This is a genomic window from Demequina subtropica, assembly GCF_000971235.1.
GTDB lineage: Bacteria > Actinomycetota > Actinomycetes > Actinomycetales > Demequinaceae > Demequina > Demequina subtropica.
The window spans coordinates 155,941-168,486 of record NZ_BBMB01000011.1 but is presented as its reverse complement, the minus strand read 5'-3'; the positions used below and the strand labels follow the sequence as shown (position 1 = coordinate 168,486).

Below are 12,546 nucleotides of genomic sequence, written 5' to 3'. Positions count from 1 at the left end.
GCCCTCGACTCCTGCGTTGATGGCGGCTCCTAGCCGTCGACGCGGCGCAGCTTGCTCAGCGGTGCGAGCTCGCCCGGGAACACCTTCTTGACGCCGTCGCCCATGGCCTTCTCGATGATGCGGATGTCGCGGCACAGCGAGATGAAGCCCTTGGGCTCGAGCGACGCGGCGTGGTCCGAGCCCCACATCGTGCGGTCGAGCGTGATGTGACGCTCGACGGCGACCGCGCCCAGCGCGACCGCGGCGATGGAGATCTGCAGACCCGGCTCGTGACCCGAGTAGCCCACCGGAACGCCGTAGCGCTCCTTGAGCGTCGTGATCATGTTCAGGTTCGCCTCCTCAGGAGGCAGCGGGTAGGTCGACGTGGCGTGGAGGATGATGAGGTTCTCCTTGCCCAGCGTCTCCACCGCGGTGTCGATCTGCTCGATCGTCGACATGCCGGTCGACAGGATGACGGGCTTGCCCGTCGCCTTGATCTTGCGCAGCATGCCCAGGTCGGTGACCGAGGCCGAGGCGATCTTGTACGCGACCGCGTCCATCGACTCGAGGAAGTCCACGCTCGGCTCGTCCCACGGGGAGGCGAACCAGACGACGCCCTTCTCCTTGCAGTAAGCGTCGATCTCGGCGTACTCGGCCTGCTCGAACTCGACCTTGTAGCGGTACTCGAGGTACGTCATCGTGCCCCAGGGAGTCTCGCGCGGGGTCGCCTTCATGTGCTCGGGCGTCGCGATGTCCGGCGTGCGCTTCTGGAACTTCACGGCCTGGGCGCCGGCCTCGACAGCGACGTCGATGAGCTTCTTGGCGTTCTCGACGGAACCGTTGTGGTTCAGGCCGATCTCAGCGATGACATAGACCGGGTGACCATCACCGACATAGTCCTCACCGATCTTCACAGCATCGGTCATGTTCTCCACCTTCTCCTCACATGGATTCGGCCGCGCACATGGGCCGCGGCCACGCCTCTCGCGACGGCTCCTGCCATCGGCGCAAGCACTCGATTGTAGGCCCCTCGGAGGCAAGCCTACGTGCGGTAGCGGGGTCTCAGCGCGCGGGAGATCCCGCTGGGTCCGCCGCGAGGATGCGATCCGCGAGCTCGCGCAACGCTCCGCGCCCGCCAGGCGTGGTGAGCCGGATCCTCGCCAGGCCGGCGACCGCGGGGTGCGCATCCGGCACCACGACCGGCCACCCGACGGCGGCGAGCGGGCCCGCATCGTTCACGTCGTTGCCCACATAGGCGACATCCGCCGGGTCGAGGCCCTGCTCCTCGCACCATGCGTGCAGCACCGCGACCTTGTCGTCGATGCCCTGGCGGACCTCGACACGCAGCTTCGCGCCACGTGCGGTCACCACCGGGTTGCGCTCCTTGGACAGGATCAGCATGGGCACCCCCGCGGCGCGGAGCAGGCCGATGCCCATGCCGTCGGAACGGCTCACGGTCACGGCCTCCTTCCCGTCCTGGTCGACGGTCACGAGGTCCTCGGTGTGGACCCCGTCGAAGTCCATCACCAGGGCCTTCGCCGCGATCGGCTCGGGGGCGTCGAGGAACGGCGCGAGCGCGCGCGACAGCTCGAGCTCGCGAGGCTCATCGATCTCGACGGCCGTCGCCGCGTCCACCTGGGCGATGCCGACGCGCCCGAAGAAGCGGAAGCGCGAGGCGCGGAAGCCCGCGACGTCGAGCACGTAGAACGCGCCCGTCTCCTGGTAGTGCGGCTCGCGGTCCTGGCGACGCGGTCGGAACGAGTGGTCGTGGTTGACACCTTCGGCACCGGCCTCGCCGCGGCGCCACAGGAACGCATACGTCTCGAACGCGGAGAAGACCACGTCCTCCTCGCCCTCGCGCACGCGATCGACGGCGTCGCGGATCGCCGTCGGGTCGATGAACGGGGACGTCGCCTGCATGAAGACCAGGATCCGGGGGTCCTGCCCGCCGTCGGTGATCGCGTCGAGCGCATGCAGCAGCGCGTCCTCCGAGCTCGCGGTGTCGCCCGCGATCTCCGCGGGACGCTCGACCACGGCGGCCCCGTGGGCGGCGGCGACGGCGGCGATCGCCGCATCGTCCGTGCTGACGTAGACGCGGTCGACGTTGCCGGCCGCGAGCGCGGCACGGATCGCGCGGCCGATCAGCGGCACACCGCCCACCGGCGCGACGTTCTTGCCGGGCACGCCCTTCGACCCGCCGCGCGCAGGAATCACCGCGACCACCTGGGGCTTCGTCTCGCTCATCGTTCTCCTCTCGCGGGCGCGTGCGCGCCGTGGCTCATCGTCCTCTGGTCGCGCGCAGCAGGCGCCGGATCGGGCTCGGCAGCCGCGACGGCTGCGGCACGGACCGCGGTCGCGCGGCACCGGGGGCGGCGCTGGCGGCGAGCGCATCGTCGGGATGACGATGCGCGGCCTCGTAGGCGTCACGCGACGCGAGGATCGCGCCGACGCACAGGCTCGCCGCCGCGACCGTGCGGATCCGCTCAGTAGGGACCTCGGTCGGCATGACCGCCTGCTGCTTCGCCCAGGCCTGACCCTCCTCGGGCATGAGCCCGTCGGGCAGCTGCGCGAGGGCCGCGCCACGGGCGGCGCGGTAGTCCTCGAGCAACCCTCCGGTCAGCGGCTCGGTCAGCGGGCTGCGACCGCCATCGCCGGCCTTGAGCGACGCGAGCGCGCCCGCGATCAGCTCCTCATACTCGTCGACCGCGATGCCGCGACGGGCCGAGCGCGCACCCACGCGGCCGAGCACGGACGCGACCGGGCCGGGGAGGCAGCCACCGTCCTCGGGCACGAGCCCCACGCTGACGTCCGCGTCCGGCCGTGCGTCGCGCAGCGCCGCGACCACGGACGCGAGCGCCCCGGGGTCCGCGAGCGCTCCGCGAGCGCCCCACGCCTCACGCGACGCCGCCCACGCGAGCCACGCATCGAAGGGTCGCTCCTCGCCGCGTGCAAGCGCGTGCTCCCACGCGCCGAAGACCTCGTCGGACAGATGCGGCAGCGCGATTGCGACCGCCGCGGCGTCGCCGACGGCCGCCACGGCATCAGCGGCGGTCGCGACCGCATCCGGGGCGCCTCCGAAGGTGAGCGTCACCGTGCCGTCATGCGGCTCGATCGGCACCGCCTGGGCCTTCGCCCCGACGAAACGCTCGGCGCCCTCCCGCATCGGCGCCCGCTCGAAGCCCACGCCGCTGCGCGTCGACGACGCGACGATGCCGGCGAGCGCCTCGACGAGCACGTCGGTGCCGATGTCGCGCGGCTCGAACGTCTCGACCGTCGCGGGCCTCGACGGCTCGGCGTACGTGTCGAGGTCCCCGATCACGCGGACGCCGGTCGCTCGAATCTGGGCGATCGCGTCGCGCGCGGCGTCGGTCGCGAGGTCCATGAAGCGCTCGGGAACGGCAAGCACGCCCTCCTCCGGCCCCGGCCGACGGCAGAGCTGCATCCCGCCGACCATGCCGTTGCGGACCAGCCGGTAGTAGTGGCCGCCCGCGTTCGCGGCGCCGTCGAGCTGACGGTTGACGCGGCGGAGCAGGTCGACCTCCTCGACAGACAGGCCGCGGTTCGACCGGTAGGCGTCGAGCCCCTCGGTCACGAGCGAGCCCTCAGGCATCCCGAGGAAGCCCTCGAAGGCGTCGTAGAGCAGCTGCGGTCGGCGCTTGTCGAGCATGACGATCGTGACCCGGTCGGGCGACGTGACCCGCGCCCAGCCCTCCGCGAGCGCGCCCAGGTCGTGCCGCTGCCAGAACGCCCGCACGAAGTGGCGCTTGCGCGGCTCGGCGAAGATCTTCTCGAGCCAGGTCTCGAAGCTCACCTCGCGGCGCTCCTTGACGATCTGCTGCCAGATCGACGGGAGCATCGCGGCGAGCGGGCGTGCGGTGATGACGATGTGGGGCTCCCCGCCGGCGGCGGCCACCAGGCGGCGGCGGTTCGCCTCGGACAGGCCCGCGAGGTGCTCGGCGCTCACGAGGGTGCGGCGGTCGGGATTGCGGGACAGCTCTGCGGCGAAGTCCTGCCAGCGATCCTCGTTGGCCTCCTCGACCTCGGCGCTCGCCGAGTCCTGCCACAGCGCGCGCGTCTCGTCGATGTGGTCCTTGCCGTGGCCCGGATACCAGGCGCCGTGGCGCCACATATCGTCCCGATGGGCGCGTGCGGCGTTCTGGATCACCGTCGTGGCCGTCTTGTGCATCCCCACGTGCAGGATGCGCGTCCCCGGCGGGACGGCGGTCGGTCGGTCGGTCATCGTCTCCTCAGAATCTCATGGCAGTCAGGGACGCGCCGCTCAGCGGTCCTCGGCGAGCGCCTCGAGCATCGCCCGCAAGCGCGGATCGACGCCCGGCTCCCACCAGCGTGACGGGATGACCTCCACGTCGAGTTCGACCTCCGGGTCCAGGATCACCCTCAACGTCGCGACCACGCTCGACGGCAGCGTCGACACCCGGCGGACGGTGGGCGAGCCGGCGAGCGCGATCTCGATCGGCACGTCCACCGGCAGGACCGTCAGGCCCAGGTCCGCGATGAGCGCGAGCTCCGCATCCTCACGTCGGTGCGGAATGTACACCGTGGACGGGTCCGCGTGTCCGGTGAGCCATTCCCGATAGGCGTCGCGGCTCACATGTCCGTCCGCGATGAGGGCGGTGCCCACGACAACGTGCTCCGCGTAGACCGCATCGACGGGTCGGGTGGCGCGGGTCCATGCGTAGGCGTTGCGGCGCACGTCAGCCCCGGCCGCGGCGAGCGCGACGAACCCTGGCGCGTCGGGGTACGCGGTGAAGAAGCCCACCCGCCCGCGGCGGGCCGCCGCGGCCAGGCGCGCCGAGCCGGCCAACCCCAGGGCACGATGCCCGAGCCCCTCCGCGACGCCCGGACGGCTGAGCGCTGCACGCGCCGCCAGCGCATCGGCCATCGAGGTCGCGGCGGAGCCGTCGTCCACGATCACGGTGTCGCGCACGCCGGTCGCGGCGAGCATCGCCTTCACCTGTCCCGAGTAGACGTCACCCAGGAGCCAGGAGTGCGCACCCCGCATGCGTGGGTTGACCGCCGAGCCCGCGCTCAAGTCGATGGTCACGCCGGCCGGCAGATGCCCGACGAGCGCGGCTACCGTGCGATCGAGCTGCACCAGTCCCGCGCGCGCCATGATGTCGAGCGGCTCGCCGGTCGCAGCCGCCCACTCGATCGCGTTGAGGAGCTGGAGCGGCGACTCGACCCAGGCGACGCGCGCATCCCCGGACGATGCCACGCGCGCTACTCCGACGCCTCGTAGGCCGAGCACACCTCTTCGGGGTCGCCGTCCATGACGAGGTGACCCTTCTCGATCCAGATCACGCGCGTCGAGGTGTCGCGGATGGACTTCATCGAGTGGCTCACCAAGAACACCGTGCCCGCGGTGTCACGGAGGTCGCGGATGCTCTGCTCGCTCTTCTTACGGAAGCCCTTGTCGCCCACTGCGAGAGCCTCGTCGACCAGCAGGATCTGGTGCTCGCGGGCCATCGCGATCGAGAAGCGCAGGCGCGACTTCATGCCCGACGAGTAGGTCTTCATCGGGCGGTCGATCGCGTCGCCGATCTCCGCGTATTCGACGATCCCGTCGTATTTCTCGCGCACGTCGCGCGGCGAGAGGCCGAGCGCGAGCGCGCCGAGCATAACGTTCTTCGAGCCCGCGAGCCCGGGCATGAGTGCCGAGCCGACGCCCAGCATCGCGGGCTGCGAGGCGGCGTAGACCGCGCCCTCCGCCGGCGGGTTGAGACCCGCGATCGCCCGCATGAGCGAGGACTTGCCCGAGCCGTTCGAGCCGATCACGCCGATCGACTCGCCCTCATAGGCGACGAACGAGACGCCCTTGAGCGCGTGCACCCAGCGCGTGCCGCCGCGCGAGCGCGTCGCGAACGAGGTGCGCGAGCTCTGCGCCTTGCCCGATGCGAACGTGCGGTACTTGATGTGGAGGTTGTCGACCACGACGGTGGGCGGACCGAGCGGCCTCGACGGGGAGGCTTCAGACATTTCCGTAGTCCTCCTCCGCGAGCCAGAAGTAGATGGTGCCTCCGACGAGCGTCACGACGGCCGCCGCGATCGCGATCACCCACTGGATGGTGAACATCGGATTGCCCGAGACGACTAGCCCGCGGACGATCGAGATGTAGTCGTGCACCGGATTGAACTGCACGAGGAACAGCAGCTTCGGCTGGTCAGCGAGCACGAGGTCGAGCGAGTAGAAGATGCCCGAGCCGTAGAAGACGAGGCGGTTGAACGTCTGGAAGACGTTCAGGAGGTCCGGGATCTTGAACGCGGCACGCGCGCTGATCTGCGCGACCCCGAGGCAGAACAGGGACATGATCGCGAGCGGCACGGGCAGCAGCAGCCAGGCCCACGTGATCGGTTCGCCGAACGCGACGAGGATGATGAGCATCACGGCCATCTGCGGGATGAGCAGCAGCGTGTTCTCGATGACGAGCGATAGCGGCAGCAGGATGCGCGGGAAGCTCAGGCTCTGCACCAGCCCCGCATCGCCGCGCACGGTCCGGGCGCCGGCCAGGAAGTTGTGCGAGAAGTACTGGAAGATGAAGATTCCCGCGACCAGGAACGGGACGAAGTTGTCCGGACGCGAGTCGCTCGGCATGATGATGCCGAACACCAGGCCGTACATCGCCGCGGTGAGGATCGGCTGCAGCACCACCCAGGCGAGTCCCAGGTAGTGCTGGCCCAGCTTCGCCTGGATACGGTACTTCGCAATCGTGTACGCGAAGTCGCGGCGGCGCCAGGCCTCGGCGACGTAGGCGCCCAGCGGCGGACGCTCACCGACGCGCTTGAGTCCCGCCTCCCGCGCCAGCGCGGGGTAGTCGATGTCGGTCACACGTCTCCTCGGGGTGGATGCCTCAACGTCCTGCGAAGGCGTTGTGCCCCCTGCTCGGCATGAGGATACCCAAGAGGCATCCGACACCCCAAGACAGGTGCATCGTGGGAAGCACGCCGAGCAGCCGCAGGCGCACGGGTCCGGGGACGTCCGCGCGCAGCGCGGTGAGGGCCACCCAGGCGCCGTACACGAGCGCTGGGAGCAGGCCGATCCCGGCCAGGACGATGCCGGCGGCGCCTCCGGTGATCGCGCCGGCCAGCACCAGCGCGGCACCGAAGGCGAGCCCCGCGACCAGCACCGGCGGCACGTAGTACCGCACGGGGACGCGTCCCTTGAGGCGGCGGATGATCTCCCCGCGCCAGCGTCCGGACGCGTGGAACTGCTTGGCGAGCGCGCGGACCGACGAGCGCGGGCGGTAGATGACGTCGAGCGCCGGCTCGAACCACACGAGCCCGCCGCGCGCGATGAGGCGGCGGTTGAGGTCCCAGTCCTCGCCGCGCGAGAGGGACTCGTCGAAGCCGCCGATCGCGAGCACGGCCGCGCGGTCGAAGACGCCCAGGTAGGCGGACTCCGCGGGGCCCGCCTCGCCCCCCGTGTGATAGACGGCGCCGCCCAGCCCGCCGGGCGAGTTGTAGCCCCAGGCCACCGCCTGCTCGTAGCGCGTCAGCCCCTCGGCGTGCATGCGTCCGCCCAGGTTGACCGCGCCCGACGTGCGCAGCGAGCGCAGCGCGGTGACCGCGTAGCCGGGCGGCAGCACCGAGTGCGCGTCGACGCGGACCACCACGGGGAAGCGCGCCTCCGTGATGCCGATGTTCATCGACATCGAGATCGCGTTGCGGGGGTTGTGCAGCACGCGGATCTCGGGGTGCGCGGCGGCGAGCCCCGCGACCACCTCGTCCGTCCGGTCCGTCGACGCGCCGAGCACCAGCAGCAGCTCGCGCTCGTCCAGGCCGTCCTGCGCGAGCACGCTCGCGACGGCGGTCGCGACGTAGTCCTCCTCGTTCAGCACGGGCATGACGAACGAGGCGCGCAGCGGCGCCACGGACGATGCGGGGGTCACGCCGGGCGCTCCCACGTGGCGAGGCGCGCGAGGAACGCGTCGTTCTCGGCAGGGGCGCCGATGGTGACGCGCACGCCCTCGCCCACGAACGGGCGCACCAGCACGGCCGGGTCGGCGCTGCCGAGGTGTCCCGCGAGGTCCGCCGTGGCGTCGCCCACCGCGAGCCACACGAAGTTGCCCTGGGCGTCGGGGACGTCCCGGCCGTCGGCGCGCAGCGCCTCGACCACGCGGGTGCGCTCGGCGACCACGCGCGCGGCGCGCTCCTCGAGCTCGTCGCGCGCGTCGAGCGAGGCGATCGCCGCGATCTGCGCCGGGCCGGACACGGAGAACGGGGTGACGCAGGCGCGCACCGGCGCGATGAGCGCGGCGGGGCCCACGGCGTAGCCGACGCGCAGGCCCGCGAGGCCGTAGGCCTTCGAGAACGTGCGCAGCAGCACCAGGTTCGGGTACCGGTCGAGCGAGGCGGGGCCGTCCGCGACGTCCTCGGCGCGCACGTACTCGAGGTAGGCCTCGTCGAGGACCACGAGCACGCGCGACGGCACCGACGCCATGAACGCGTCGAGCTCGGCCTGGCTGAGCGTCGGGCCGGTCGGGTTGTTCGGCGAGCACAGCATGATGACGCGCGTGTGCGAGGTCACCGCGGCGGCCATCGCGCCGAGGTCGTGGCGGGCCTCCGCCGTGAGCGGCACCATGACGGGCTCGGCACCGGCGATGCGCGCCAGGATCGGGTAGGCCTCGAACGAGCGCCACGCGAACATGACCTCGTCGCCCGGCCCGGTGTAGGCCTGGAGGATGTGCGCGAGCACCGCGACCGAGCCGGCACCCACGACCACCTCGGACGCCTCGCGGCCGACCTCGCGCGCGATCCGGGCGGTGAGGTCCGTCGCGCCCATGTCCGGGTAGCGGTTGATCCCGCGCGCCGCGCCCTCGAGCACCTCGACCACCGAGGGCAGGGGCGCGTCGGGGCTCTCGTTGGAGGACAGCTTCACCGGCGGGGCGGCGTCGGCGGCTCCGCGCGCGCCCGGCACGTAGGCGGGGAGGGCGGCGATCGCGGGGCGGGCTGCAGGCAGGTCGGGAAGGTGCGCATCGAGCATGGGAACCAGGATGGCACCCCCGTGGAACAATGACGGCCATGCGCTTCGTCCTCACGTCCACGATCTCCGCCGTCGCCGTTTGGCTGGTCACCTTCCTCCCCCTCGACGTCGAGGTCTCGGGCGGCGACGCCGGCCCGTGGGCGCGTGTGGGCGTCTTCCTGCTCATCGGTGCCGTGATGGCCGCCGCGAACGCCTTCATCCGGCCCATCGTCGACGCGCTCGCGCTGCCGTTCAAGATCCTCACGCTCGGACTCTTCGCCCTGGTGGTGAGCTGGTTCATGCTGTGGGTGACCGCCTGGCTCACCACGCTCGTGCCGTGGGCCGAGCTCACCATCGGCGCATTCTGGGAGACCCTGGGCGCTGCCCTGCTCATCAGCATCATCTCGTCGGTGCTGTCCGCGGTGATCCCCGGCGCGCGCCGCTGAACCCCACCCTCACCGCGACGCACCCGAGGCCGCCTCGGTGACCGGGGCGTAGAGCCGCATCTGCGAGCTCCCGCCCGCGAGCATCGGCGCCGCGCCCTCGACCCAGGCCCGCGTCGACGGGTCGAGGCCCCCGTCCACCAGCCGCGCCGTCTGGGCGTAGCCCGGGAGCCCGTGCGCCTGCAGCACCGTGTGGGACGCGTCCGGCGCATCGTCCTGCGCGGAGTGGCGGCGGTCGTGCGTGACCGTGGTGCGCGTCGGGGTCGCCGGGTTGGGGCGACCGTCCAGGCCCGGCACCACGTCGCGCAGGTTCTCGAGCTGGAGGGCATCGACGGTCGCCGGCAGCGCGATCCTCCCCGTGGGCGACCCCGCGGTGACGATCTGGGTGATCCGGTAGGTGCTCGCGAGCGTCGCGCTCACCACCGCGGCGATCATCCCGCCCTGGCTGTGTCCCACGAGCATGGCCGGCTCCTCGGCGCCGATGCCGTGGGCACGCATCGCCTCGACCACCGCCTGGGCCGCGTCGCACCACTCGCCCGTGACCGCCGCGAGATCCGCCTCGAGGTCCGCGGGGCTCGCATCCCACAGGGTCGGATCCTGCGTGCCGGGGATGTAGACCAGGTGATGCGTGCCGGCCGCATCGGTCACCGTCTCGATCGCGATCCTGCCGCCTCCCTGGACGCCGAGCCAGTCGAGGCGGCCCATGAGCTCCTCGACCGTGCGCGGCGCGCCGGCGGAGAAGCCCGGGCCGTCGACCTCCACCCCGGCCAGCGCGGGCTCGAGCGAGCGCTCCGCCGCGCGCACCGCGGCGCGCACATGCGCGACCACCGTGCCGTACGCGTCCCCGGTGAGGCCCAGGCCGACGTTCGCGGTCGCCTCGTTGACCGTGCCCGTGGTCGGCATGCGCGGGATCGCGCCGATCAGCCCCGCGGGCCCGTGGAGCACCGTCTCCCGCACCCCCAGCCACATGCGCCCCAGCTGGTCGCCGAGGACGTCGAGCGCGTAGGTCTCCGCGCTCACGCCGTGGTGCGCGCCGGACTCCGCCGCACGGTACGCATCGACCGCACCGCGGAGCCTCCGGGAGAGGTCCCGTAGCCCCTCGGCCTCGCGCGAGCACGCCATCGCGGGGTCCTGGAGCCAGGGCGCGCGCTGCGGGGCGACCAGCGCGGCCGTCGCGAGCGCGAGCGCGGCCTCGCCCAGCCAGTCGGCCGCCTCGCGCAGCGCGCCGACCGCCACCTCGAGGTCGCCCAGCACCGCGGCGGTCCCGCCGCGTCCGCCCCGGGTCCACGCGGGCTCGCTCACGGGAGGCCGTCTCCCGCGAGCGCCGCGATCCGCACCGTCTCGCTCACCGCGGTCACGCGCGCAGCGGCCGCGGACAGCTCGTCCCGGTAGGCCTCGCCGTGGATCCCCTGCCAAGGAGCGCGCCGCGCGGCGATGAGCCGCGCATGCGCGATCTCGATCGCGAGCCGGGCCTGCGCGACGAGCGTCGGGACGTCATCCATGCCGCGACGCTAGGCGCGACGCCCGGTGCGGCGCCGGGGGACGATGCGCGGGCTGGGGAGGTCGCGCATCGTCCCTGAGGCCGTGGACACCGCCGCCGGAGCCGCCGTCACCCGTGCGTGGAAGAATGTGCGGCGTGAACGACTGGACCTCCCTCGCCGCCCTCGAGCCCGCCATCGCCCTCGGACCCCTGGACGGCCGGTACCGCGGCGCCGTCGCGGGGCTCGTCGACCACCTCTCCGAGCCCGCGCTCAACCGCATGCGCCTCCACGTCGAGGTCGAGTGGTTCATCCACCTGTGCGCGCGCGACGCCGTGCCCGGCGCCCGCCCGCTCACCGAGGACGAGGTCGCGCTGCTGCGCTCGATCCCCGCGGGCTTCGACGCCGCCGGCATCGCCGAGCACGCCGAGATCGAGAAGGTCACGGTCCACGACGTCAAGGCCGTCGAGTACTACATCAAGCGCCGCATCGAGGGCACGTCCCTGGACCCGCTGCGCGAGCTGGTGCACTTCGCGTGCACGTCCGAGGACATCAACAACCTCTCCTACGCGCTCATGGTGCAGGGCGCCGTGCGCGACGTGTGGCTGCCCGCCGCATCGTCGCTGGTCTCTCAGGTCGCCGACCTGGCGCGCGCCGCCAAGGCCGTCCCGATGCTGTCGCGCACGCACGGCCAGACCGCGACGCCCACCACGCTGGGCAAGGAGTTCGCGGTGCTCGCGCACCGCCTCGGGCGACAGCTGCGCCGCGTCGAGGCGCAGGAGTACCTGGGCAAGATCAACGGCGCGACCGGCACGTTCGGCGCGCACACCGCCGCGGTGCCCGGCACCGACTGGGTCGAGGTCTCGCGGACGTTCGTCGAGGGGCTGGGGCTCACCTGGAACCCGCTCACCACGCAGATCGAGTCGCACGACTGGCAGGCCGAGCTCTACGCGGACGTCGCGCGCTTCGGCCGCATCCTGCACAACCTCGCGACCGATGTCTGGACGTACGTCTCGCTCGGCTACTTCGCGCAGGCGACCACCAAGGGCTCGATCGGCTCGTCGGCCATGCCGCACAAGATCAACCCCATCCGCTTCGAGAACGCCGAGGCGAACCTCGAGATCTCGGCGGCGCTGTTCGACACGCTCGGCGCGACGCTCGTGACGTCGCGCCTCCAGCGCGACCTCACGGACTCGAGCTCGCAGCGCAACATCGGCGTCGCCTTCGGCCACTCGATGCTCGCGATCGACAACGTGCGCCGCGGGCTCGGGACGCTCTCCGTGAACGAGGCCGCGCTCGCCGCGGACCTCGACGCCTCGTGGGAGGTGCTCGCGGAGCCGATCCAGTCGGCGATGCGCGCGGCCGCCGTCGCGGGCGTGGCCGGCATGGAGGACCCGTACGAGCGCCTCAAGGAGCTCACGCGTGGTCAGCAGATCGACGCCGGCGCGATCCGGGACTTCGTGGGCGGCCTGGGGCTGCCGGCGGAGACCGCCTCGCGCCTGTCGGAGCTCACCCCCGGCACCTATGTGGGCCTCGCGGAGAAGCTGGTCGACGAGTACCTGGCCTGACCTTCTGCGGCTGCGGCTCCGCCACACAGCGGGGCCGCGGCGATCGGCCGCGAGGCCTCCGCGGCCGCGACACACCGACGACACGCCGAGCAGTGTGT

The 12,546-nt window shown here is 72.3% G+C and carries 12 protein-coding genes; 2 read left to right on the top strand and 10 right to left on the bottom strand.

Annotated features, from left to right (window positions below; all coding sequences use genetic code 11):
• Window positions 1–29: 29 nt before the first annotated feature.
• From AOM06_RS10445 to AOM06_RS10410, 8 genes are all read right to left on the bottom strand, one after another.
• The gene (locus tag AOM06_RS10445; protein WP_062306030.1) at window positions 30–905 is read right to left on the bottom strand and encodes an N-acetylneuraminate synthase family protein; all 876 of its coding nucleotides are present in this window, start codon (window positions 903–905) and stop codon (window positions 30–32) included.
• Window positions 906–1,041: 136 nt separating this feature from the next.
• A complete protein-coding gene (locus AOM06_RS10440; protein WP_062305575.1) occupies window positions 1,042–2,223 on the bottom strand; it encodes an acylneuraminate cytidylyltransferase in 1,182 nt (393 codons plus the stop codon).
• A gap of 34 nt (window positions 2,224–2,257) precedes the next feature.
• A complete protein-coding gene (locus AOM06_RS10435; RefSeq protein ID WP_062305573.1) occupies window positions 2,258–4,219 on the bottom strand; it encodes a hypothetical protein in 1,962 nt (653 codons plus the stop codon).
• Between the two features lie 39 nt (window positions 4,220–4,258).
• Window positions 4,259–5,215, bottom strand: coding sequence for a hypothetical protein (locus AOM06_RS10430; protein WP_062305572.1), 957 nt, complete (start codon window positions 5,213–5,215; stop codon window positions 4,259–4,261).
• Between the two features lie 5 nt (window positions 5,216–5,220).
• Window positions 5,221–5,976, bottom strand: coding sequence for an ABC transporter ATP-binding protein (locus AOM06_RS10425; protein ID WP_062305571.1), 756 nt, complete (start codon window positions 5,974–5,976; stop codon window positions 5,221–5,223).
• Window positions 5,969–6,826, bottom strand: coding sequence for an ABC transporter permease (locus AOM06_RS10420; protein WP_062305569.1), 858 nt, complete (start codon window positions 6,824–6,826; stop codon window positions 5,969–5,971). Before AOM06_RS10420 ends, AOM06_RS10425 begins: the two co-directional genes overlap by 8 nt.
• Window positions 6,827–6,848: 22 nt before the next feature.
• On the bottom strand, window positions 6,849–7,886 hold the full coding sequence (locus AOM06_RS10415; protein ID WP_228372927.1) for a glycosyltransferase family 2 protein: 1,038 nt from the start codon (window positions 7,884–7,886) through the stop codon (window positions 6,849–6,851).
• Window positions 7,883–8,980, bottom strand: a complete 1,098-nt coding sequence (locus AOM06_RS10410; protein WP_062305565.1) for a histidinol-phosphate transaminase — start codon at window positions 8,978–8,980, stop codon at window positions 7,883–7,885. Before AOM06_RS10410 ends, AOM06_RS10415 begins: the two co-directional genes overlap by 4 nt.
• A gap of 38 nt (window positions 8,981–9,018) precedes the next feature.
• On the opposite strand from AOM06_RS10410, the gene AOM06_RS10405 reads away from it, so the two are divergent.
• Window positions 9,019–9,405, top strand: coding sequence for a phage holin family protein (locus tag AOM06_RS10405; protein ID WP_062306025.1), 387 nt, complete (start codon window positions 9,019–9,021; stop codon window positions 9,403–9,405).
• A gap of 9 nt (window positions 9,406–9,414) precedes the next feature.
• On the opposite strand, the gene AOM06_RS10400 is transcribed toward AOM06_RS10405, so the two are convergent.
• Both AOM06_RS10400 and AOM06_RS10395 read right to left on the bottom strand, forming a co-directional pair.
• A complete protein-coding gene (locus AOM06_RS10400) occupies window positions 9,415–10,704 on the bottom strand; it encodes an alpha/beta hydrolase family protein (protein WP_062305563.1) in 1,290 nt (429 codons plus the stop codon).
• Complete coding sequence (locus tag AOM06_RS10395) at window positions 10,701–10,904, bottom strand: hypothetical protein (protein WP_062305557.1); 204 nt, start codon at window positions 10,902–10,904, stop codon at window positions 10,701–10,703. The genes AOM06_RS10400 and AOM06_RS10395 overlap by 4 nt, the downstream gene beginning before the upstream one ends.
• Window positions 10,905–11,029: 125 nt before the next feature.
• Between AOM06_RS10395 and purB the strand changes: the two genes are divergently transcribed.
• Entirely contained in the window at window positions 11,030–12,448 is a 1,419-nt protein-coding gene (purB, locus tag AOM06_RS10390; RefSeq protein ID WP_062305553.1) for an adenylosuccinate lyase, read from the top strand.
• The last annotated feature ends 98 nt before the right edge of the window (window positions 12,449–12,546 follow it).

What these genes read in the sequence shown, in the direction of transcription:
- AOM06_RS10445 (WP_062306030.1), bottom strand. Translation starts at nt 905, where the DNA reads ATGACCGATGCTGTGAAGATCGGTGAGGACTATGTCGGTGATGGTCAC.
- AOM06_RS10440 (WP_062305575.1), bottom strand. Translation starts at nt 2,223, where the DNA reads ATGAGCGAGACGAAGCCCCAGGTGGTCGCGGTGATTCCTGCGCGCGGC.
- AOM06_RS10435 (WP_062305573.1), bottom strand. Translation starts at nt 4,219, where the DNA reads ATGACCGACCGACCGACCGCCGTCCCGCCGGGGACGCGCATCCTGCAC.
- AOM06_RS10425 (WP_062305571.1), bottom strand. Translation starts at nt 5,976, where the DNA reads ATGTCTGAAGCCTCCCCGTCGAGGCCGCTCGGTCCGCCCACCGTCGTG.
- AOM06_RS10410 (WP_062305565.1), bottom strand. Translation starts at nt 8,980, where the DNA reads ATGCTCGATGCGCACCTTCCCGACCTGCCTGCAGCCCGCCCCGCGATC.
- AOM06_RS10405 (WP_062306025.1), top strand. Translation starts at nt 9,019, where the DNA reads ATGCGCTTCGTCCTCACGTCCACGATCTCCGCCGTCGCCGTTTGGCTG.
- AOM06_RS10395 (WP_062305557.1), bottom strand. Translation starts at nt 10,904, where the DNA reads ATGGATGACGTCCCGACGCTCGTCGCGCAGGCCCGGCTCGCGATCGAG.
- purB (WP_062305553.1), top strand. Translation starts at nt 11,030, where the DNA reads ATGTGCGGCGTGAACGACTGGACCTCCCTCGCCGCCCTCGAGCCCGCC.